General features: G+C 35.6%; 19 protein-coding genes and 1 pseudogene. 12 read left to right on the top strand and 8 right to left on the bottom strand.

The genetic code is table 11. The annotated features are described in order from the left end of the window. Window positions 1-399: 399 nt before the first annotated feature. Window positions 400-2,568, top strand: a complete 2,169-nt coding sequence (locus D7V20_RS10735; protein WP_120384286.1) for a TonB-dependent siderophore receptor — start codon at window positions 400-402, stop codon at window positions 2,566-2,568. 62 nt (window positions 2,569-2,630) lie between these two features. Here the strand turns inward: D7V20_RS10735 and D7V20_RS10730 are convergent, their stop codons facing one another. After that, the gene (locus tag D7V20_RS10730; protein ID WP_120384285.1) at window positions 2,631-3,116 is read right to left on the bottom strand and encodes an Lrp/AsnC family transcriptional regulator; all 486 of its coding nucleotides are present in this window, start codon (window positions 3,114-3,116) and stop codon (window positions 2,631-2,633) included. 211 nt (window positions 3,117-3,327) lie between these two features. Further along, on the bottom strand, window positions 3,328-4,677 hold the full coding sequence (locus D7V20_RS10725) for an amino acid permease (protein ID WP_120384284.1): 1,350 nt from the start codon (window positions 4,675-4,677) through the stop codon (window positions 3,328-3,330). A gap of 474 nt (window positions 4,678-5,151) precedes the next feature. Here D7V20_RS10725 and D7V20_RS10720 point away from each other — a divergent pair, with 474 nt between their 5' ends. Then, the gene (locus D7V20_RS10720) at window positions 5,152-6,135 is read left to right on the top strand and encodes an ion transporter (protein WP_120384315.1); all 984 of its coding nucleotides are present in this window, start codon (window positions 5,152-5,154) and stop codon (window positions 6,133-6,135) included. A 72-nt stretch (window positions 6,136-6,207) separates the two neighbouring features. Further along, entirely contained in the window at window positions 6,208-6,666 is a 459-nt protein-coding gene (locus D7V20_RS10715) for a hypothetical protein (RefSeq protein WP_120384283.1), read from the top strand. 143 nt (window positions 6,667-6,809) lie between these two features. On the opposite strand, the pseudogene D7V20_RS10710 reads toward D7V20_RS10715, so the two are convergent. Continuing rightward, window positions 6,810-7,451, bottom strand: a pseudogene (locus D7V20_RS10710) (hydrolase). A gap of 331 nt (window positions 7,452-7,782) precedes the next feature. After that, window positions 7,783-10,074, bottom strand: coding sequence for a 5-methyltetrahydropteroyltriglutamate--homocysteine S-methyltransferase (gene metE, locus D7V20_RS10705; protein ID WP_120384282.1), 2,292 nt, complete (start codon window positions 10,072-10,074; stop codon window positions 7,783-7,785). A 367-nt stretch (window positions 10,075-10,441) separates the two neighbouring features. Between metE and D7V20_RS10700 the strand changes: the two genes are divergently transcribed. After that, window positions 10,442-11,362 carry a LysR family transcriptional regulator gene (locus tag D7V20_RS10700; protein ID WP_120384281.1) on the top strand — a complete coding sequence of 307 codons (921 nt, stop codon included), beginning with the start codon at window positions 10,442-10,444 and terminating at the stop codon, window positions 11,360-11,362. 251 nt (window positions 11,363-11,613) lie between these two features. Here the strand turns inward: D7V20_RS10700 and D7V20_RS10695 are convergent, their stop codons facing one another. After that, window positions 11,614-12,072, bottom strand: coding sequence for a DUF441 domain-containing protein (locus D7V20_RS10695; protein ID WP_120384280.1), 459 nt, complete (start codon window positions 12,070-12,072; stop codon window positions 11,614-11,616). Between the two features lie 305 nt (window positions 12,073-12,377). Between D7V20_RS10695 and D7V20_RS10690 the strand changes: the two genes are divergently transcribed. Next, window positions 12,378-13,103, top strand: a complete 726-nt coding sequence (locus D7V20_RS10690) for a pseudouridine synthase (RefSeq protein ID WP_120384279.1) — start codon at window positions 12,378-12,380, stop codon at window positions 13,101-13,103. A 125-nt stretch (window positions 13,104-13,228) separates the two neighbouring features. Here D7V20_RS10690 and D7V20_RS10685 read toward each other — a convergent pair whose 3' ends face one another. The 3 genes from D7V20_RS10685 to D7V20_RS10675 form a co-directional block, all read right to left on the bottom strand. After that, window positions 13,229-13,672 (bottom strand): GNAT family N-acetyltransferase, encoded by a 444-nt coding sequence (locus D7V20_RS10685; RefSeq protein WP_120384278.1) that lies wholly within the window; start codon window positions 13,670-13,672, stop codon window positions 13,229-13,231. 100 nt (window positions 13,673-13,772) lie between these two features. Next, window positions 13,773-14,084: a type II toxin-antitoxin system RelB/DinJ family antitoxin gene (locus D7V20_RS10680; protein WP_120384277.1), complete on the bottom strand. Its 312-nt coding sequence runs from the start codon at window positions 14,082-14,084 to the stop codon at window positions 13,773-13,775. A gap of 105 nt (window positions 14,085-14,189) precedes the next feature. Continuing rightward, a complete protein-coding gene (locus D7V20_RS10675; RefSeq protein ID WP_120384276.1) occupies window positions 14,190-15,101 on the bottom strand; it encodes a pseudouridine synthase in 912 nt (303 codons plus the stop codon). Window positions 15,102-15,310: 209 nt separating this feature from the next. Here D7V20_RS10675 and D7V20_RS10670 point away from each other — a divergent pair, with 209 nt between their 5' ends. From D7V20_RS10670 to tsaE, 7 genes are all read left to right on the top strand, one after another. Next, window positions 15,311-16,027 (top strand): YggS family pyridoxal phosphate-dependent enzyme, encoded by a 717-nt coding sequence (locus D7V20_RS10670; protein WP_120384275.1) that lies wholly within the window; start codon window positions 15,311-15,313, stop codon window positions 16,025-16,027. A 14-nt stretch (window positions 16,028-16,041) separates the two neighbouring features. Continuing rightward, complete coding sequence (locus tag D7V20_RS10665; RefSeq protein WP_120384274.1) at window positions 16,042-16,296, top strand: hypothetical protein; 255 nt, start codon at window positions 16,042-16,044, stop codon at window positions 16,294-16,296. Then, window positions 16,297-17,469, top strand: coding sequence for an aspartate aminotransferase family protein (locus tag D7V20_RS10660; RefSeq protein WP_120384273.1), 1,173 nt, complete (start codon window positions 16,297-16,299; stop codon window positions 17,467-17,469). A gap of 8 nt (window positions 17,470-17,477) precedes the next feature. Then, entirely contained in the window at window positions 17,478-18,446 is a 969-nt protein-coding gene (locus D7V20_RS10655; protein ID WP_120384272.1) for a diiron oxygenase, read from the top strand. A 9-nt stretch (window positions 18,447-18,455) separates the two neighbouring features. After that, window positions 18,456-19,154 (top strand): glutamine amidotransferase, encoded by a 699-nt coding sequence (locus tag D7V20_RS10650; protein WP_120384271.1) that lies wholly within the window; start codon window positions 18,456-18,458, stop codon window positions 19,152-19,154. 32 nt (window positions 19,155-19,186) lie between these two features. Continuing rightward, entirely contained in the window at window positions 19,187-20,506 is a 1,320-nt protein-coding gene (locus D7V20_RS10645) for an aminotransferase class I/II-fold pyridoxal phosphate-dependent enzyme (RefSeq protein ID WP_120384270.1), read from the top strand. A 163-nt stretch (window positions 20,507-20,669) separates the two neighbouring features. After that, window positions 20,670-21,149, top strand: coding sequence for a tRNA (adenosine(37)-N6)-threonylcarbamoyltransferase complex ATPase subunit type 1 TsaE (tsaE, locus tag D7V20_RS10640; protein ID WP_120384314.1), 480 nt, complete (start codon window positions 20,670-20,672; stop codon window positions 21,147-21,149). Window positions 21,150-21,197 lie beyond the last annotated feature (48 nt).

Below are 21,197 nucleotides of genomic sequence, written 5' to 3'. Positions count from 1 at the left end.
ATAATCAATACTTATAAAGACATGTTATTGAAAATTTGGACAATAAAAAGCCCCATGGTTAGGGGCTAGTCGTATATGCATCGAGGCATATACTGTAAGAGGCTCATCTCATACTGTGCGTATTAAAACATAAAAGTAAAGCAATAAATAGCATAGAAATTATGGAAAGTTCATATTTTATATAAATCTAAATGATAATAGTTTGCATTATTATTAAAACTATACTATTTTGCGACACTATAAAACAGAAAACATATGATTGATCCTAATCTATTGATTCTCAGGGGGAGTGAGGCATACGCACAAAAGCTTTGGATCTGTGTCGAAGCGAATGTGCAATATGCGGGATTAAATATGTATTCCGTATTTTGTCTTTAAATTTTAAAACTGGAATGGTTCATGTTTAGTTCACCTTATGCTAAAAAAGCTTTGGCACTCTCGATTAAAATCGCAATACTATCTTCATTCACATCAGTTTCACTGAATGTGTTGGCTATAGAAGCGCAGCAAGATTCTAGTATTTTGGCTGAACAAGCAAATAAAACCCAACAATTACAAACTATTACTTTACAAGCAACTCAAGAAAATAGCAGCAGTGAAAACTCAAAAAGTTATACGCATCATCAAGCCAAAACAGCAACCAAACTTGATCTTGCGTTAAGAGAAACGCCACAGAATGTCAAAGTCTATACCAAAGAATATTTAGATGATCGTAACATTACATCTTTTCAATCTTTAATGAATAACATTACAGGTGTTACTGCATCACGTACCGATGAACGTCAAAACAATTATGCACGTGGTTTTGCGGTTGATTATTATTTAATTGATGGATTACCAAGTACCATGAGTTTGGGGGAAGGTGATTTAGATTTAAGTATTTTTGATCGTGTAGAAGTGGTTAAAGGTGCAAATGGATTAATGACAGGCGCGGGAAATCCTGCCATGGGTCTAAATATGATCCGTAAGCATGCCGATTCAAAAGAACTGACGGGAACATTACAAGCTTCAGGTGGTTCTTGGGACAATTATTCAAGTTCAATCGATCTTTCATCAGGTTTAAATGAGGATGGTTCATTCAGAGGGCGCGTTTTTGTAAAACACTCAGATGAAGACTCTTTTATGGATCATTATGAAAAATCTCGAAATATTGCTTATGTTGCTTTGGATTATGATGTTACAGACAGTACCAGTTTTTCACTGGCAGCAACTTACCAAGAATTAGAGCGAAACGGGATCCGCTGGGGTGGAATGCCAGCATTTTATACAGATGGGACAAAGACCCATTTTGACCGTGATTTAACGGTCACTTCAGATTGGACCTATTGGAATATTGATACACAGGCTGTATTTGCCTCGCTGAAACAAAACCTATTCAATGATATCAATTTAAATGTTGCCTACGCATACCGTCGAGATGATAAAGATACGGCATTACTTTATTTTGGTGGAAAAGTAGATAAAGCAACAGGTTTGGGCAATATCAAAGCCTCAACCTATTCAAGTCGTGCGACGACAGAAGAAAATAATGTTGATGTCTATGTAAATATGCCATTTTCAATCGCAAACCGTGAGCAAGAAATCTTGATCGGCGGTTCTTGGAATCGTAATGAGTTGTTAAAGTCTTATTATGGTAATCCTGTTATAGATAATTACATTTTAGATTTTAATGATTTAGATACATCCGTTGTTGGTTCAATCAGTACAACAAATCGGTTAAGCCCGTACCAAACGACGCAATCAGGTGCTTATGTAGCGGGTAAGTTCAGTTTACTGGATCGTTTGAAAATGGTTGCAGGTGCACGTTTATCAAATTGGGAATATGAAATTGAAACTGGCACGGGGAGTCGCGAGTTTAAAGATGAACTCACACCTTATATTGGTTTTGTTTATGACGTATTGCCTGAGCATTCCTTATATGCAAGTTATACCGATATTTTTAAACCACAAAATAATCGAACACCAACAGGTGATTATCTAGATCCTATTTTAGGCAAAAACTATGAAACAGGGGTTAAAAGTGAATTTTTTGATGGTCGTTTAAATACGGCATTATCAATATTTAGAATTGAACAGAGTAATGTTGCAGAGAAGATTGATGGTCAATTTGTTGAAACTTCAAAAACAGAGCAAGCTTATCGTGCTGTAGATGGCGTGGTCAGTAAAGGTTTTGAGTTTGAAGTCGATGGTGAAATTAGTGAACAATGGGCTGTGAATTTAGGTATCGCAAATTTTGAAGCTAAAGATGCCAAAGGTACTAAGGTAAATACCGATAATGCACGCACAATGGCCAATCTATTTGTTAAATATATGCAAAATCAATGGAATGCAGGTATTGGCTTAAATTATCGTAGTCAAGTCACCAGTGGCACTGGAGCAACAAAAATTGAACAGGGTGATATTGTATTGGCCAGTGCGATGCTAGGGTATCAAGTGGATCCAAATATTAAAGTACAGCTCAATATCGATAACTTATTCGATAAAACATATTATGAGGGTATTGGTGCTAACCGTATGAATTATGGCGCACCACGTAACACAACATTATCAGTGCAATACAAATTCTAATCAGACAGCCATTTCAATAGATCGAATAAATATACGTAAATAAACAAGGAAGGGCGCGTTATTTATTCGATCATCATCAAATCTGATTTATTTTCTAACTTTAATGGTCGTAAAGCAAAAATAGAGCGGGTATGGCGAATGCCCTTCATCGAATATAAGTTTTTACGTAAAAACCGCTCATAATGTTCAGCATTTTTTACAGCAACTTTGACTAGATAATCGTAATCGCCAGTCACTAAATGTGCTTCTACAACTTCAGGCATTTGTCCGAGTGCTTCACTAAATTGCTCTAAAATTTCATCATCATGGCGTTCTAAAGTGATTTCAATAAAGAACAATTCATTAATACCAATCGCTTTAGCATTAATTGTAGCGGTATAGCCTTCAATCACATTGAGTGATTCAAGACGTTTCACTCGCGTCCAACACGGTGAAGATGACAAACCCACCATTTCTGACAGCTGAGCTACAGTAAGCCGACCATCTTGTCTCAGGGCAGATAAAATTTTACGATCTATCTTGTCTAAATTGTAATGGCTGTCATTCATACGCTATACCTCAGAATTTTTTTCCGTAAATGAGTTGAAACATGAAATTTCATTCCGGAAAATATTTAAAACAAGAGCAAATTCGGGAAACATTTCATTGTGTGAAACGCTAAAATAATCTTATTGAATCAAAGACATTTGGGAGACTGGCTTTGATTTTATGGACAGCATCTTTAGCGGAAGGGTGCCATTAAAGATGCTGTCCATGACCTCAGACTTTTCGTACTTTGAACCAATACGCAAGACTTAAACAGGCAATCCAGATTGGAATTAAAATAACCGCAATACGCATATCGGGTGTCATCCACATGATGGCCAAAATACACAACATGAAAATCACACAAATATAATTACCCAATGGATATGCAATCGCAGGAAAAAGTGAAATTTTATTTAAAACATTCATCTTACGTTTAAATTTAAGATGGGTCAGTGAAAGTACTGTCCAATTAATTACAATCGCTGAAATCACTAGACTCATCAATAGTTTAAAAGCACTTTCTGGGAAAATATAATTTAATACTACACAGATTGCAGTCACTAGAGCTGAAGTCAAAATAGCTGTATAAGGAATACCACGTTGATTAATTTTACTTAAAAATCGTGGTGCATTGCCTTGCTGTGCCAAGCCAAGCAACATGCGACTTGTTCCATAACTTGTTCCGTTATAGACGGAAATTGCAGCGGTCAGTACGACAAAATTAAGCGCAGTTGCAACACCTTGGCTTCCAAGTGAATCAAAAATCAGCACAAAAGGGCTCCCACCTTCAGCAATTTGATTCCATGGAAAAAGTGACAGTAAAACCACGATGGTTAATACATAAAACAGCAGCACACGATAAACAATTTGATTAACCGCTTTAGGGATAGTTTGTGTTGGATTTTGAGTTTCTGCTGCTGCAATACCGACCAATTCGATCCCGCCAAATGAGAACATAATGATCGCCATTGCCATAACCAAACCCGTCAGACCATTGGGGAAAAATCCACCTAAAGCCCATAGGTTTGAAATCGATGCAGTTTCACCTGCATGACCACTGGCAAGTAACCATGAACCAAAACCAATCATGGCAATAATGGCTAAAATTTTAATGATGGAAAATAAGAATTCCATTTCACCAAAAACTTTAACATGCAAAAGGTTAATCACATTGATCAGAATAAAGAAAGCCAATGCAGACACCCAAGTTGGGATTTCAGGCCACCAATATTGAACATATAGACCAATTGCACTTAGCTCAGCCATACAAACCAAGACATTAAGTACCCAGTAATTCCAGCCTGACATAAAACCAGCAAATGGACTCCAATATTTATAGGCAAAATAACTGAATGAGCCACTGACAGGTTCTTCAACCACCATTTCACCCAATTGACGCATCATAAAGAAAGCAATGAGGCCTGCAATCGCATAGCCTAAAATAACGGATGGCCCTGCAAGTTTGATGGTTTGAGAAATTCCTAAGAAAAGCCCTGTGCCAATTGAGCCACCTAAAGCAATCAATTGAATATGACGATTGCTCAAGCCGTGTTTAAGCTGGCTGTTTTGTTGCGAAGACATCAATGATCCATATTTGAGAGTTGTACACTGTGCAAGTACGTAAACTGTGAAGTTAGCGATGCTGGAAAAAATATGTGACTAATATAATAAATTTTTATCAATTTATAAAATTTTATTTATCAGTCTTCACTACTGATGCGTTCGTAAAAAGCCAGTGTGTGATGCAATGCCAGTCAGTTAAGAGTAATTTAGTCATTACTCATCTAAGAATCTCCCCTAACCCTGAGCCATTGATGGTGCAAGGAAAAAGAGGGGAACTATTGAGAATTTAAAATAATTTTAGATTTCTTGCGCAGCAGTGCTGCTTATTCCTTCTTTATCAAAGGTGAGGAGCATGCTCCGCAAGGGGGAGGATTTAAAAAGGCTTAACTGATCAGCATTATGTGTATGATGGCGTTGTTAATCGTTTCAAGATTGTCTTTACAGGGCCTGACGTATTACTATGCAGTTTTAATTCCAATAAAAAGTGCAATGATGCGAATTACGGCATGGTATAGGTTACGGCATTTTGTCTATAACAATTTGCATAATGATGATTATGAAACGCTGTTTAGTCGGTGTATTAATTATTTTCTCATCGTATTGATTAGTGGAAATGTGGTTGCAGTATTGCTGGAATCAGTGAATGAAATTTACAATGCTTATCATGTTTATTTTAAGATTTTTGAAAGTCTTTCCATTGTTATTTTTACCGCAGAATATGTGCTTAGATTTTGGAGTGTGGTTGAGAAAAACCCCTTAGAATCTAATTCAAAACAGCGTTGGCGTTATATCACCAGTGGCGCAGCGATTATTGATTTATTGGCAATTTTACCTGCTTATATCAATTTATTTGTACATATCGATTTACGCTTCTTACGTGTTTTACGGTTACTCCGACTATTAAAATTAACCCGTTACTTTGTTTCTTTACAGATTCTTCTACGTGTCATAGAGCGTGAAAAAGGATCTTTTCAAGCCGTTATTTTTATTTTATTAATCATGATTGTCATGGCAGCAGCAGGAATCTACGTTGTAGAAAGTCGTGCCCAACCGAATGTATTTAGTTCTATTCCAGCATCGATGTGGTGGGCTGTCGTCACTTTAACAACGGTGGGCTATGGAGACGTTACCCCTATCACACCATTGGGACGTTTTTTAGGTGCGCTGATTACGATTTTAGGGGTTGGTCTAGCTGCTTTACCCGCAGGTATTTTAGCAACAGGATTGGCCAATGAATTGGAACAAAGAAAGCAGGAATTAGAGGTTAGATTTAGAGAGTTATTAAATAATAGTGAAATAAATTTAGTTGAAGATGTTGAAAAAATTGAGAGTATCCGTAAGCAAATAGGGCTTTCCACTGAGCAAACACGGGATATTATTTTGCAGTTAATTCGAGAGCGTAAAGAAGAAGAACTTGAGCATGAAAAAAATAAGTATTGTTTCTGCCCACATTGTGGACATAGGTTACCTGATTAATTCTCTTGAAAAATGGAGTAAATAATTTATATTTAAAGCGTTATTGATAATAGACCATGGATTTTAAAAAGAATGTTTAAAAAATTAGTGATTACTGGGGTTGCAGTGACGATGTTGATGAATGCGGGTTGTTCTGTCGTGATGGCAAGCAAACAACCTTCAAAAAAGAATACAACAATGTTAAATGCTGGTATACCAAGAAGTTTAGTGGTTGCAGAATTTGGTGCACCAGTGATCTCCGAAATTAAAGAGGGTAAGAGATACGAAATCTATACCTTTGTACAAGGTTATTCTACTGCTAGCAAAGTCGGTCGTGCTTTTTGGCATGGTGCAGCCGATGTTGCGACTGTGGGTTTATGGGAAATTATTGGCACACCAACGGAAACTGTTTTTAATGGTAAGAAAATGTCTTATGAGATATTTTTTGATCAAAATGACAATGTTGAAAGTTATAAATTATTGACATTAGAACAGCCTGCTGTAAAACAAGCCACAATCAAAAACGATGATGTTATGAGTATTGTTCAATAAGCAATAAATTGAGATTCTAAATTTTTAAAAGCTATTCATAATTTTTAAAAATATTATCCATAAATGAAAAATCAGGATAGATAAAACTTATTATCATCCTGATTTTATGATCATTCTTAATATTCTTAAATAGTTAAGCAAATCTATTCTGATTTATCATAAGAGAATTGAATACCTGCTGTACCACCCGTTTCAATAAATAAGTTCATAAATTGAGGAACAGTTTCAGCACGTTTCCAATCACGTTGTAACTCACAAAACAGTTGTACAACACTGATTAATTTACCACCCGCTTGTTCAATACGTCGAAGAGCTGCTTCGTGTGCTGCAACAGAAGTACCACCTACAGCGTCTACAATCACATATACTTCAAAACCTTCATTGATGGCATCTAAAGCAGGAAAGGTGAGGCAAGCTTCTGTCCAAAGTGCGGTCATAATTAGTTTTTTACGACCTGTTGCTTTTACCGCGGCTTGAAATTCTACATCTTCCCAAGAGTTAATCGTAGTACGGTCATAGGTTGGATAATCTTGTAATACCTTGCGTAGCTGAGGAATAGGGGGCTTATTTAAACCTGTTTTAACATTGACTGTTGAATGGATAATCGGAAGACCGTAGACAACAGCAGCTTAGGCTGAGCCGACAATATTATTGATCAGTAGTTGACGATCCATTGAGGCAATTGAGTTGACTTGAACGGGTTGGTAATCGATACAAATAAATGCGGCATTTTGTGGTGTAAGTAGAATATCCTTTTTAGGATCACGAATAGCTTCACTTGTCATTGTTCTACTCCTGTAAAGTATGAGCTAAATCCTGTTTATTTAGCATATGTTGCGCTCAGAAGATAAACAATTTTGAAATGTAACTGGATTAAAAAAGTCGTTCTATCTATTTTGCACCAATAAAATGTAGTGAAGTCACGTGTTATTGATCTTTAAATTTTTTATTATTGGACAGGTTTTTTAGATGATTATTTTATGCGTAAATTAATTCATTATGATTTCAAAGGTTAAAAAAATGCCCCCATGAATGGAGGCCGCTGATTTATCTAAGGTGTTGTTTTTATTATTCTAAGATTTATTATTTTAAAGTTATTTTTATACTTATTTTTCATTAAGCTGCCTCAAGCTCAGCACGTACTTGCTTGGCCATTTTTACCAAAGCGGCTAATGCTGTTTTTGTTTCAGTCCAATTACGCGTTTTTAAACCACAATCTGGATTGACCCAAAGACGTTCAGCGGGGATGGTCTTTAATGCGCCATCAATGACAGTACGCATATTGTCTACAGTTGGGGTACGTGGGCTGTGAATGTCATACACTCCTGGCCCGATTGCATTGGGATAGCCTTGCTCATGGAATACTTCTAATAGTTGTAGGCCTGAACGTGAGGTTTCGATGGTAATGACATCCGCATCCATGGCTGTGATTTGTGGCAAGCAGTCTTTAAAGTCTGAATAACACATATGGGTATGAATCTGTGTATCGATTTGGGCGCTGCTGGAACAGTGTTTGAAAGATTTCACCGCCCAGTCCCAATATTCAGCTTGATCTGCTTTGCGCAGGGGTAAACCTTCACGGAATGCAGCTTCATCAATTTGGATAATTTCAACCCCTGCATTTTGCAGATCTGAAACTTCCAGACGAATCGCTTCTGCAAGCTGTAAACACACTTCACGTCGGCTACGGTGGGCAGGTGGGAAAGACCAATTTAAAATGGTGACAGGTCCGGTCAACATGCCTTTTACAATCTTATTAGATAATGTATTGGCGTATTGAATCCACTTTACAGTCATGGCTTTTGAGCGAGTTATATCACTGACAATGATCGGTGGGCGTACGCAGCGACTTCCATAAGATTGTACCCATCCAAATCTAGATAACCAGAAACCATCCAGTAAACCCGCAAAGTATTCCACCATGTCGGTACGTTCAGCTTCACCATGAACCAAGACATCTAAACCTAATTGTTCTTGCTGTTGAATTGCATAGGCAATTTCTTTCTTCATCGCAATTTCATAAGCATCATTGGTTAAGTCGCCATTGTTCCAAGCTGAACGTGCTGCACGTATTTCAGCTGTTTGAGGAAATGAACCAATGGTTGTGGTCGGTATCAAAGGTAAGTTCAATTTTTGTTGTTGTGCTTTGAAGCGATCTTCAAATGGTTCTGCGCGTTCTTGTCCGACTAAATCAAAAGTCTTGTCTGCTGTTTTAGATAGTTTTTCATTTGGATAAATATTTCCAGATGCTAATGCCACCAATTCATTGAGTTTTTGGCGGGCAAAGGCAAGTTTGCCATTTACTTCAGCAGGAATGGTTTCAGAGCGCAAATCAACAGGTACATGGAGTAATGAACAACCGCTAGAAAGCCATAGACGATCACCTAAAGATTTTTTAGCCGTTTGAACAATCAGATTTAAATAAACCAAATCACTGGCCCAAACACTACGACCACTGATTAAACCTAAAGATAAGATTTTATCTGCAGGCAGTTGATCAATGACTTTTTTCCAAAAGAATTCACCTTGCTTTTCATGAGTGATGTCAATGTGTAAACCCGCAACAGGAAGCTGAACGGCAAGGTTTAAATTTGTCCCTAAAGTTTCAAAATAAGAGGCAATAATTAGTTTTAAACCATCGTTACGTTGTAATAAGTGATAAACATGTTCAAAAGCTGCTTGCCATTCTGGAGCAAGATCGAGAACCAATACAGGTTCATCGATTTGTACATATTCAACACCACGTATTTTTAGTTCATCGAATAAAGCTGTGTAGATGGGAATAAGGGCATCAATGAATTTTAACGTGGCCTGATCAGCAGCAATTTTAATATGATCGGTACCACATTCACATGCATGTTGTTCAGCCTTTGTATTATCTGTATCTACAATTCGAGAAAGGTATAAGAAGCTTACAAGGCCTGGAACTACAACTTTAAGGGGTTGCTTGAAGGTTTTTGCACGTTCAATTTGTGCAAATAAATCGGAAAAATCAGCTTTAAATATTTGAGTTGAATTTAATTCAGGGACAAGATAATGATAATTGGTATCAAACCATTTTGTCATTTCAAGTGCAGCAACATCTGTGCATTCAGGTGCTCGCCCACGTGCAAGATAAAACTGTTGATCCATGTGGTTCAGTCGAGTCGCTTCGACAAAACGTGTAGGAATCACACCTAAACGAACAGCATGGGTTAAAATGCTGTCGTAAAATACAAAGTCACCCACAGTCATCAATGATAAACCTGCGTCTACTTGAGCTTGCCAGTTTGCCGCTTCAACCGCTTGAGCCTTTGCTAAAAATTCAGCTTGTGTAATTTCACCATTCCAATAACGTTCTTCTGCAAACTTAAGTTCACGTTTTGCACCAATACGAGGGTAGCCAAGGATATGGGTTTTAATCGACATTCGAATCCCTCTGCAAAGATTAAATTATTTAAATTCATTTATTGATATAATCATTAAATAAAATTCATCTTTAGGCAAACTCATTAAATTCATGTTATAGTGAATTATATTCATTTATAAATGATTCCATTTGTATCTTTATGCTTTTGGAGCATGAAGAGATGAATCTAATTCGCATTTAACAATAGTGGGTTTATTGTTTGAATGATTTTTATTATGTTTTGTTTTAACTTTATTTGAAGCATGCATCTCGCTTTGTGTTCAAACAAAATTTGTATTGATTGTTCTTCTCACTTTCAACAGCGCTGAAAGCATTGTTTGTTAAAAGTCTTTGAAGAACCAAACGTTGTTTTGCTGGTCTTTACTCATGTTAGAAATTCGTCATTTAAAAACTTTAATTGCTTTACGTGAGCATGGTTCATTGGTCGCTGCTGCAGGTGATCTGTGTTTAACACCTTCAGCAATTTCCCATCAATTGAAAGAGTTAGATCATTGGTATGGGGTAGAAGTTGTCAACCGACGTACACGTCCAGTGTCATTTTCTAATGTGGGGCAACGGTTGCTTAAACTTGCAGATGATGTGCTTCCACAAATCCAAATCGCACAATCAGACATTACTAGAATTGTACATGGGCAAACTGGGCGGATTATTTTTTCTTCAGAATGTCATAGCTGCTTTGATTGGTTAATGCCTCTGCTGAATCAATATCGTTCACAATATCCCGATGTTGACTTAGATTTTGCCTCAGGATTTGAGTCGAATCCGCATGAACTTTTGCAAAATGCTGAATTTGATTTATTAATTACGGCTGATCCAATTGCCTTAAAAGGAATAGAATATTTTCCAATTTTTGAATATGAGTCACGTTTAGTACTTTCAAATACGCATCCCTTGGTTCGTGCTGAACGTATTACTGTACAAGAGTTGGCTGAAGAAACATTGATTACTTATCCTGTCGATAAGCATCGTTTAGATATCATGTCGAAGTTATTTATTCCTGCAAATATTCAACCTAAACAAATCCGAACGACTGATTTAACTCAAATGCTGATTCAATTGGTGGCAAGTGGGCGAGGCATAGCGGCATTACCTGATTGGGTTGTAAATGAATATGAGCAAAAGGGCTGGGTGACGTCACGCCGTTTAGATTGTGTATCTGCCAATGGTTTACGCCGTACTTTATATGCAGGTTATCGTATTGAAGAAAAAGAGAAAAGTTACTTCGAAGGTTTTTTAAAACAGTTAGAAAAATTCTCTCAAAAGCGTCATCATTATTATTTAGCTTAAAGCTAACATCATGCAATGTATGAATTTTTAATTCACGAAAATTCATACAGATTGAGTTTCACAAAGGGGTAACCTATACGTTTTGAGAGATGCTTTAAAAGTCTACTGTTTATATTCTCATCAAAATTTAAGTATCATTGAGTATTGAAAATACGGTCAATTGCTACCTAGCTACTATTTGTTTTTAGGTTTTGTACGAACAATCTAAACTAGCATGCGATTGAGGATATTTTCAATTTTTCATCAATCTACTAAGACTTCCCAATAAATAACGACAAAATTCCTGCTGCAATCAACGGGCCAACAGGAACGCCGCGTAATAATGCAACGCCTGCAACCGTACCAATCAGTAATCCTGCAACAACATTTGGTTGATTGGTCATTAAACTTACGCCACGCCCGCCAAGCCATGCAACCAATAACCCTATCGCAATTGCTGTTAATGATTTCCAATGCATAAACGATTTTAAAATCACTTCGCCTGGAATTTTGCCACTCGCGATAGGGGTCAATACGCCAATCGTTAGAATAATAATACCTACTTCTAAACCATGGGTTTGTAAGAGGGGGAAAAATTGGCTTAAAGGTGTGATTCTAAAAACAATCAGGACACCTGCTGCGATGGTTACAGCCGTGTTGTGACTAAAAATACCACAGGTGAGAAGAATCAGGAGAACAATTAAATTAAGGTCGAGGCTAGAAAAGCTCATCAAGGTTCATCGTTTAAAATAAAAATACCGCTGTATTATACTGAAAATAGCGTTATGGATTTTAAAATAAATCCTAATTTGGCACAGTATTTTTGTAAATGTGCTACAGTATTATTATTTATCATATTGAATTTTAAAATTAAAAAAGTTTTGATTGTCTTTTTGAGTGGTTAAATTTAATTGAAAAGTCAATTATAAAATGACCAAGAAAATATGATTTGAATCTTGAATTAGTTATTCCTTATGCATCGCTATGTTCAGTATCCTCATGTAAAATAATTGGCTTAGAAAATAGGGTGAAAGATATGTTGCTGGAAAAGATGTTGCAATCACAGGGTTTTGGATCACGAAAACACTGCCAGCAGCTGATCAAAAATGGTGCTATTTCAATTCAAGAACAGATCGTTTCAGATCCAAAATTTAAACTGAATTTACAAAATTTAGAATACTCTGTTTACGGTGAAAAGTATGTGTATCGCGAGAAAGTCTATATTGCTCTAAACAAACCGCAAGGTTATGAGTGTTCGCATCAGGCGACACACCATTATAGCGTTTTTGATTTTTTTGATGAGGTGTTGATGAATCGGGGTTTGCAATGCGTAGGACGCCTTGATCAAGATACAACAGGTTTATTGCTACTTACAGATGATGGTCAGTTTTTACAGGCTTTGACACATCCTAAAAAGCATGTTGCAAAAGTTTATCGCATGCAGACAGCAGACCCAATTCAAGTTACACAAATTCAGCAACTAGAAGCAGGCGTTGAATTGCGCAACGAAAAGGGGATTTTTGCTGCAACGGATGTGCAACAAATAACTGAACATGAATTAACCATGACGATTCATCAAGGTGTATATCATCAGGTTAAACGGATGCTCGCAGCGGTTGGCAATAAGGTTGAGCGTTTACATCGTGCTCAAATTGGTCAATTAAAATTATCGCAATTGGCCGAAGGTGAATGGATTTACTTGAATGAACAACAGATTTTAGCGGCTAAAAATCAAAATACAGCGTTAGTATTGGAAATTTAATCCAGTAAAACACTGTTTAAGAAAGGCTATTCACTCATTTGATGAACTCAAAACCTCTAATTTAGAATTCTGAAGATATATTTAACTCACCAATTGCTCAATTCCTACAGGGGTAATCTGAGGAATTATTTTAAAAAGCAATGATAAGTTTGAAATTCGTTGTCTTTTACGAAACCCATTTGTTCATACAATTGATGTGAGTGATAATTATTTTTTTGAGTTTCTAAGCTTATGCGTTGTGCATTTTGATGACGTGCAAATAAGATTGCGGTATCAATTAACTGCTTGGCTGAACCTTGTCGACGGAAAATGGGCGTGACATAAACATCATCCAAAATATAATAAGTAGAGCAAGCAACGGAGGAAAAACCTAAATATAGAAGTACAAAACCAGTAAAAACTTCATCTTTTACATGGATAAAAATGACGCTTTCTTGATTTTCATAGCGTTGAGTTAAAAAGTTAAATGATTCTTTTATATTGGAAGAAGCACCGTAAAATTGACGGTATTCATCAAATAAAACAGCAAGTTGATTTAAATCTTCTTTGGTCGCACGTCTGACGATCATTGATATACCCCTAACAATGAATTTTTATATTTCCTTGTAAAAGAGCATACCCAAAAAAATCAAAAGTAAACTTAATGAATTGTTTTAAAATGCAACACTGTTAATTTTTGTCACTTTCACCCAAGATTGCATTCAACTCCGCAAACAGATCTTCATCATCATCGACCAAGTCAGCAGTGTTATTCAACTGACCGTTTTGCTGTTCTTGCTTAATTTTTCTCAATTTTAACAATTGATCCATATTAATATTCTGATTTTCAATAGCGAAGGGGATTGATTTTGTAATCACAACTTGCTTAAAAAAAAGGCGAACTGCTTGTGCAGGGGTGATTCCCAATTGTTTAAATACAGCAAACGCCTGTTTTTTTTCTTGTGAATCAAGGCGTACTTGATAGACTTCCGTTTTTCTCATGGATTAAACCAAACAAATTTGAGTTTGAAAGTCTATTTTAATCAAAGTATTTAGAATTTCAATGTCTAATCATCAAAAAGTCGTACATTTGTCATTACATAAGAATTACAGTGTCAATTCGTATTCAGAACAAAAATGCATGTCTTGCTGTGTTACAGGGTCCTTAAATTCAATTTGTTTGGCTAAAAGTTGTAATGGTTGACTAAAATCATCTTCTTTTTTGTGTATGACTTCTGGGTAAAAAGGATCATTTTTAATCGGAATGCCTAAGCTATTTAAGTGGACACGAAGCTGGTGCTGTTTGCCCGTTAACGGTTTCAGTTGATACTTTGCCCAATATTGATCATGTGACATCATCTCAACCGTTGTTTGTGAGTTGGCAATACCATCCACCACCTGCATGGTGTAAAAAGGGTGCCCTTTTTCCATACGTAAACTGATTTCACATGGAAATGTTAAAGTGTCACGGTAAGGCGCAATGGCATGGTAAAGCTTTTGAACTTTACGTTCTGCAAACATTTGTTGATACAGGCCACGCGTAGAGGGCTGTTTAGAAATCAATACGATTCCCGCAGTTTCACGGTCTAAACGATGTATAGGGGTTAAATCTGGATTATTCGTGGTCTTTTTTAATCGAACCAATAAAGTCTCTTGAACATACTGACCAGTGGGGCTAATGGTAAGGAAATGTGGTTTATCAATCACCATTAAATCATTATTTTCAAATAGAATCTTTTCTTGAAACGGTACGTGAACTTCATTTGCCAAAAAGCGATAATAAAAAATGTGTGTATTGTGTTGGAATGCAGCAGATGAATTTAATGCATTTCCATGCAGATCCAAAATAAGTCCATCGTCAAAACGTTGCTGCCATTCATCTATAGAAATATGAGGGAATTGTTCACATAAAAAGTGAAATAAAGAAGAAGGTTCTTGTTTGAGTTTGGGTAGATAAACTTGGCTTGCATTTACGCCATTGATCATGGGTGGAATAAATTTAAAGCGAGGTTTTTTCATAAATGATTTAGATTTTAAATGCGCTATCTTAAATTAAAACATGTTTTTGCGCAGTAGATCATTTCAAATAATATTCATATAAACCTTTAAAAAATCTTTTATTGAGATCATGCATTAGAAAACTTTAGTTACATTTGTGGTTTTGAAGTGATGTCTTTTAAAAATTATTTATATTATTTTTGACCTAGGTCAAAAGTGATGAGTAAGAGATGGACGTACAGTATCTAACAAAGAATTTAGCTGATTTAGAGCAATGCATACAAAATACATGCCTCAAAACGGGGAGAAGCCCTCAACAAATCAGACTTATTCCTGTCACCAAAACCAAGCCACTTGAGACTATTCAAAATGCAATAGATTTAGGTGTGACACGGTTTGGTGAAAATAAAGTACAAGAACTCATTTCTAAAGCTGAGCAATTAAAGTCTGAAAAGGTTAACTGGATATTAATCGGTCATTTACAAACCAATAAAGTAAAACAGATTGTTCAATATATTTCCGAGTTTCATGCCTTAGACAGTATTCGACTCGCAAACAAATTGAACAATGAACTGAGTGCAATCGATAAAAAATTAGATGTTTTTATTCAAGTGAATACCTCAAATGAAGCCAGTAAATATGGCATACAGCCTCATGAATTAACCGATTTTTTAGCAGAAGTAGAAAAGCTTGATCATTTAAACATCGTCGGTTTAATGACTTTAGCTATTCATAGCCATGAAGAGCAAAAAGTGAGGAGTTGTTTTAGAACATTAAAAGAATTGTTAATCGAAACTCAGGCCAGTTATCCCGAAATTTCTAGATTATCTATGGGAATGTCAGGTGATTTTGAAATCGCAATAGAGGAAGGCGCAACGGATATTCGAGTTGGGCAAGCTATTTTTGGACATAGAAACTTACCAGATAGCTATTATTGGCCTGAATGATTAAAGAGAATCTTATGGATTATGTTTATCAAGTCGAAATTTATCATCTACAGCGTCTTTTAGGCCGATTTATTACTGGAAATAATTTTCCAGAAAAAGATTTATCTGAATTTATTCGGCTAATAGAAGGTAAAGATCAACAGATTAAAGTTTATAAAGGCACCAATGAAAAAAGGATTCTTTTGGTTGAGAATGGGACGACAAAGATTTTCTCAACGCATTATGAATTAGAACCTTATGATGATTATAACCGTACTGAGATTGTATAAATGAGTAGCTTAATTAATTTTTATCAAAAAATAGATATAAATTTTACCCAAGGTGATGGTTGTTATATTTGGGATGATGCTGGAAATAAATATTTAGATATGACCTCAGGTGTTGGTGTAAATAATCTTGGGCATAAGAATGATGAAATCAATCGAGAAATTAATCAGCAAATTGAACATTATATTCATTTATCGAATTTATTTACTCATCAATGGTCTAAAAAACTCAGTGATAAGCTGGTTGAAATATCAAATTTAAATGCGGCATTTTTTTGTAATTCAGGTACGGAAGCCAATGAAACAGCAATTAAAATTGCAAAATTATATGCACATGAAAATAAGATCAAAGACCCTAAAATTATTGTCATGAAGCATGCATTTCATGGCAGAACCATAGGTGCGTTATCTGCAACAGGCAATAACAAGTATAAACAACAATTTGGGAAACTTTTAGATGATTTTATCTTTGTTGATTTCAATGATATTGATGATCTTCAAGCCAAGTTAGAGCAGCATCATGTATGTGCAGTGATGTTGGAACCTATACAAGGTGAAGCGGGGGTAAATATTTCATCTACATTGTATTTAAAGCAATTAAGAAAGCTATGTCATCAATATCAATGTTTACTCATATTTGATGAAGTGCAATGTGGTTTAGGGCGTACAGGCTATTGGTTTTATCATCAAAAAGCTGAAATTATTCCAGATGTACTCACTTTGGCTAAAGGTCTCGCCAATGGTCTCCCTATAGGTGCATGTCTAGTAAGCGAAGAACTGAACAATCTGTTGAAACCAGGGATGCATGGTTCAACTTTTGGCGGGAATCCTTTAGTTTGTCGTGTCGCTTATAAAGTATTAGAAATAATTGAAAGAGATCAGTTTGTTCAGAAAAATAGAGAAAAAGGAGAATATTTTATTAATAAATTACAATCAAAATTTACCAGTGTGCGAGGTATTAAATCAATTCGAGGAATGGGTTTAATGATTGCAATTGAATTGGATGAAGAGGTGTTTAATATTTCAGAGAAAATGTTAATTAATCATAAGATATTAATTAATGTCACCCAGAATAAGATTATACGACTATTACCGTCATTTTTTATATCTGAGTATGATATTAATTATTTTTGCGAAAATTTGTATTGTTTCATGAAGAATAACCTTAATCTGTGAGAAAAGTAATGAACAATTTTTTAATCGATAATATCTCCAAAGATAGTAATAACTCAATTAAACTTTTATCGACTATTCACAATAGTTGGCGACAACGTTCAATGGTCGGTAAAGAAACCCCAGATTATCTAAATTATAACGTAGATAAGCCAGACTTTATTGAAGAGTTATTGCCATTTTCTGAGCATTATATTTTTAATGAGTTAGATTGTTCTGAGAAAAGCAAAATTTTAAGTTGTGGTTGGTTGGTTTATAATGAAAAAACAGTTTGTATAGAAAGTGATATCGTTACACCAAGTTGTAATGATATTTTAAATAATAAAATACCAGGATTGTCTTCTCCTATTATACATAAGTTGGTTTGTGAAACATTGGTTGATGAGGCTTACCATATATTACTCGTAAAAAATGCAAATCTAATCTGCCAATATAAACGAGATTTAAAAAATATTGATTTTGGTGAGTTTTCTCTCGCCGACAATTTAAAACGAGAACAACAAAAGCATCCTGAACAATGGAAAAAACGACTTATTCAGTTAGCGGCATCCATCGTTTCAGAGATTTTTGTTAGTGATTATTTAGAGCAGCTGAGTTCGAATAATACCATTCAGCCTTTTAATCAAGCCACGGTTGCAGCGCATAGAAATGATGAATTAGCCCATTCTAAAATTTTCACTGAAATTACCAAACAAATGATTGTGAAACTGGATGCTACGCAGAAAGAGTTCTTGGTGAGGATGTTAGCTCAATCCGTTTTATGGTTTGCAAACAAAGATTTTGATTTGTGGAGCAGAATTTTAGTTCAACTCAAAATTAGAAAAAATAAAGAGTTGATCAATGATTGCCGAGAAGACAATGAAGTCGCTTTAGACAAGATTGATTGTAGTGACTTAATTGATTTATGCAAAAGTGTGGGTTTTTTTGATCAGGCTTGGGCAATACAAATTTTTTCTGATTTAAATATTGACGTCGAATAAGGAATTTTTATGAAAACAATTCATGTGGTTCAGCATCTCAGCTTTGAGGATTTAGGTATATTCTCAGAGCTTTTAAATCATGAAGGCTATGATATTCATTATTTGCAAGCAGGGGTTGATGATTTAACCCCTGCATTTGCTTCAAAGCAACCGCTATTTATTCTTGGTGGGCCGATTGGTGTGTATGAGGTAGATACATATCCATTTTTAGCAACGGAAATTGCACTGCTCAAACAGCGCTTGGCGTTGAATTATGCAACTTTTGGTATTTGTTTGGGGGCTCAATTGATTGCTGATGCACTTGGCGCAAATGTTTATGCAGGACATCACAAAGAAATTGGTTGGGGGCGTTTGCAAATCAGTGATTTAGGTCTTGCTTCGCCACTCAGGTTTTTAGATGGTAAACATGTTTTGCATTGGCATGGAGATACTTTTGATTTGCCTATACAAGGTGCGCATTTGGCCAGTTCTGATTATTATCAGAATCAGGCCTTTTGCATAGGGCGGCAAATTTTGGCAGTACAGTTCCATCCTGAAGTTAATTATAAAGACATTGAAAAATGGTTAATCGGGCATACCTGTGAGTTAAATAAAGCCAATATTGATATTCATCAATTAAGACAAGATGCATTGACTTATGGTGAACAGTTAACCGAAGCAGGGCGACTTATGTTGAAGGATTGGTTAAATAATTTAAGTCACATATAATGTGAATATTGTTGAGCAGAATTGATATTTTTATGAGAATTCAAGGAAAGAATGCTAAAGAAATACAAGAGAGTATTCGATTTCTTATTTCACAAGGTGTTTATCAGGAAGGTGACACCTTGCCTAATATTCGTGAATTAGCAAAGCAATTAAGCGTTAACCGCAATACGATTTCTACAGCCTATACAGCATTGGCTAAACTTGGTGTGATACAAACCAATAAACGCTTAGGCACTCAAGTTCGTTATTCCAAATCACGAGGTGGCGAAGGGAGTCAGCGTAATTTAAGCCCTGAATTGATTGATATTGCACATGGAAATCCAAATCGTGATTTACTTCCAAACTTGCAAAGCGTCAATTTTCAAAATGTTCGAGCAGGTTTATATGGTGAAGATATTTATCATCAGCAATTAAAAAAGTATGCTGAGACCCAAATCTTTTCTGATATTTTCACCATTCACCCAGAAGCATGTTTAGCATTATCTTATGGTGCAATTGATGGAATAGAGCGTATTCTTTCTGCATATTTATTGGCACAAGATCATGTGGCAATTGAAAGCCCTGGATTTATAAACAGTATAAAAATTCTTGAAAATAATCATTTCCAAATACATTCAATTCAAGTCAATCATGCGGGATTTAATCTGACAGATATTGAAAATGCACTAAATAAACATGTCAAAGCATTGATTATTACACCACGGGCGCATAATCCAACGGGTTATAGTTTAAATCGTGAGGAAGCTATTTTAATCAAGAATCTTTTAGCGGCTTATCCAAACACCTTAGTTTTAATTGATGATCATTTTTCAGCCATTTCCCATGCTGAGTATTACCATATTATTCCTGAAACAACGCAAAATTGGGCTGTCCTTCGTTCTGTATCTAAATATTTAGGCCCTGATTTACGTTTTTGTTTTATTTGCTGTGATCCGCATACTTCTGCATTATTAGACAAAAAAATGAATTCTGGCACCTCATGGGTCAGTCATTTATTGCAAAATATTGTTTATCAATTACTCACGGCTGAGAAATTTGAACAACATTTAAAACAGGTCAAACAGTATTATTCAGATTTAAATCATGCTTTTGTAAATTTGATGCAGCAAAAGCAATTAAAGTGTGCCAAACAATTTGATGGTTTAAATGTGTGGTTAGAATTGGACACACCAAAATATTATGCGCAAGCATTACTCGAAAGAGGTTGGTTAGTGCGTACAGGAGAAGATTTTTTTGTTGAAAATACGCAGTTTGGGTTAAGAATTACTTTGTCGGAATTGAGTCAGCAAGATATTACGCAATTGGTGGATGATCTTGCTGATATTGTTGCTAAAAATGCTCAACATGCGTGAGTAGAAAATTTTTATCGATACAGTGTTAGCGATTTAGTGTTAACGTGATTTGGCTGAGTTTTTTGAATAATCCAATGCAAAGTTGATATTTCTGTGCATATTTTTACATTAAAAGCTTTGCAATGTTATCATAAGCATTCGTTTGAAATCTGTCGTGAGTGCTATGCAATATTCATGTAAATTAAGCCTAAGCAATGAATTAGATACCCAAAAATTAGCGCAAAAATTAGCGCAACATATTGCTGAAGGCGTAATTTATCTTATTGGTGATTTAGGTGCAGGCAAAACGACACTGAGTCGTTATTGGTTACAAAGTTTAGGGCATAAGGGTGCTGTTAAAAGCCCAACCTATACACTGGTTGAGCCCTATAATATTGCTGGGAAAGATATTTTTCATTTTGATTTGTATCGCCTAAATGATCCATATGAACTTGAATTAATGGGTATCCGTGATTATTTAGATGTTGCGCATGCTTTGTTTTTATTTGAATGGCCATCGAAAGGTGGTGAAGAAATTCCACAAGCAGACCATGTGATTGATATTCAAAAAACAGATGACGAAATGGTTCGTGAAGTCACGATCAGCAGTATTTCAGCAGAATTGATTACAGCCTTACAAGATTTTAATCATTCCGATTGTTGAAATTGAGATCGTTACTTCAATGCTATTTAACTTCGATACTATTTTAAA

Origin of the sequence: Acinetobacter rongchengensis (genome assembly GCF_003611475.1) — a bacterium.
Lineage (GTDB): Bacteria > Pseudomonadota > Gammaproteobacteria > Pseudomonadales > Moraxellaceae > Acinetobacter > Acinetobacter rongchengensis.
This window is presented reverse-complemented; position numbering and strand designations above follow the sequence as displayed.

Excerpts from the sequence above, each read along its gene's own strand:
- D7V20_RS10735 (WP_120384286.1), top strand. The coding sequence starts at position 400 with ATGTTTAGTTCACCTTATGCTAAAAAAGCTTTGGCACTCTCGATTAAA.
- D7V20_RS10730 (WP_120384285.1), bottom strand. The coding sequence starts at position 3,116 with ATGAATGACAGCCATTACAATTTAGACAAGATAGATCGTAAAATTTTA.
- D7V20_RS10725 (WP_120384284.1), bottom strand. The coding sequence starts at position 4,677 with ATGTCTTCGCAACAAAACAGCCAGCTTAAACACGGCTTGAGCAATCGT.
- D7V20_RS10720 (WP_120384315.1), top strand. The coding sequence starts at position 5,152 with ATGCGAATTACGGCATGGTATAGGTTACGGCATTTTGTCTATAACAAT.
- D7V20_RS10715 (WP_120384283.1), top strand. The coding sequence starts at position 6,208 with ATGTTTAAAAAATTAGTGATTACTGGGGTTGCAGTGACGATGTTGATG.
- metE (WP_120384282.1), bottom strand. The coding sequence starts at position 10,074 with ATGTCGATTAAAACCCATATCCTTGGCTACCCTCGTATTGGTGCAAAA.
- D7V20_RS10700 (WP_120384281.1), top strand. The coding sequence starts at position 10,442 with ATGTTAGAAATTCGTCATTTAAAAACTTTAATTGCTTTACGTGAGCAT.
- D7V20_RS10695 (WP_120384280.1), bottom strand. The coding sequence starts at position 12,072 with ATGAGCTTTTCTAGCCTCGACCTTAATTTAATTGTTCTCCTGATTCTT.
- D7V20_RS10690 (WP_120384279.1), top strand. The coding sequence starts at position 12,378 with ATGTTGCTGGAAAAGATGTTGCAATCACAGGGTTTTGGATCACGAAAA.
- D7V20_RS10685 (WP_120384278.1), bottom strand. The coding sequence starts at position 13,672 with ATGATCGTCAGACGTGCGACCAAAGAAGATTTAAATCAACTTGCTGTT.
- D7V20_RS10680 (WP_120384277.1), bottom strand. The coding sequence starts at position 14,084 with ATGAGAAAAACGGAAGTCTATCAAGTACGCCTTGATTCACAAGAAAAA.
- D7V20_RS10675 (WP_120384276.1), bottom strand. The coding sequence starts at position 15,101 with ATGAAAAAACCTCGCTTTAAATTTATTCCACCCATGATCAATGGCGTA.
- D7V20_RS10670 (WP_120384275.1), top strand. The coding sequence starts at position 15,311 with ATGGACGTACAGTATCTAACAAAGAATTTAGCTGATTTAGAGCAATGC.
- D7V20_RS10665 (WP_120384274.1), top strand. The coding sequence starts at position 16,042 with ATGGATTATGTTTATCAAGTCGAAATTTATCATCTACAGCGTCTTTTA.
- D7V20_RS10660 (WP_120384273.1), top strand. The coding sequence starts at position 16,297 with ATGAGTAGCTTAATTAATTTTTATCAAAAAATAGATATAAATTTTACC.
- D7V20_RS10655 (WP_120384272.1), top strand. The coding sequence starts at position 17,478 with ATGAACAATTTTTTAATCGATAATATCTCCAAAGATAGTAATAACTCA.
- D7V20_RS10650 (WP_120384271.1), top strand. The coding sequence starts at position 18,456 with ATGAAAACAATTCATGTGGTTCAGCATCTCAGCTTTGAGGATTTAGGT.
- D7V20_RS10645 (WP_120384270.1), top strand. The coding sequence starts at position 19,187 with ATGAGAATTCAAGGAAAGAATGCTAAAGAAATACAAGAGAGTATTCGA.
- tsaE (WP_120384314.1), top strand. The coding sequence starts at position 20,670 with ATGCAATATTCATGTAAATTAAGCCTAAGCAATGAATTAGATACCCAA.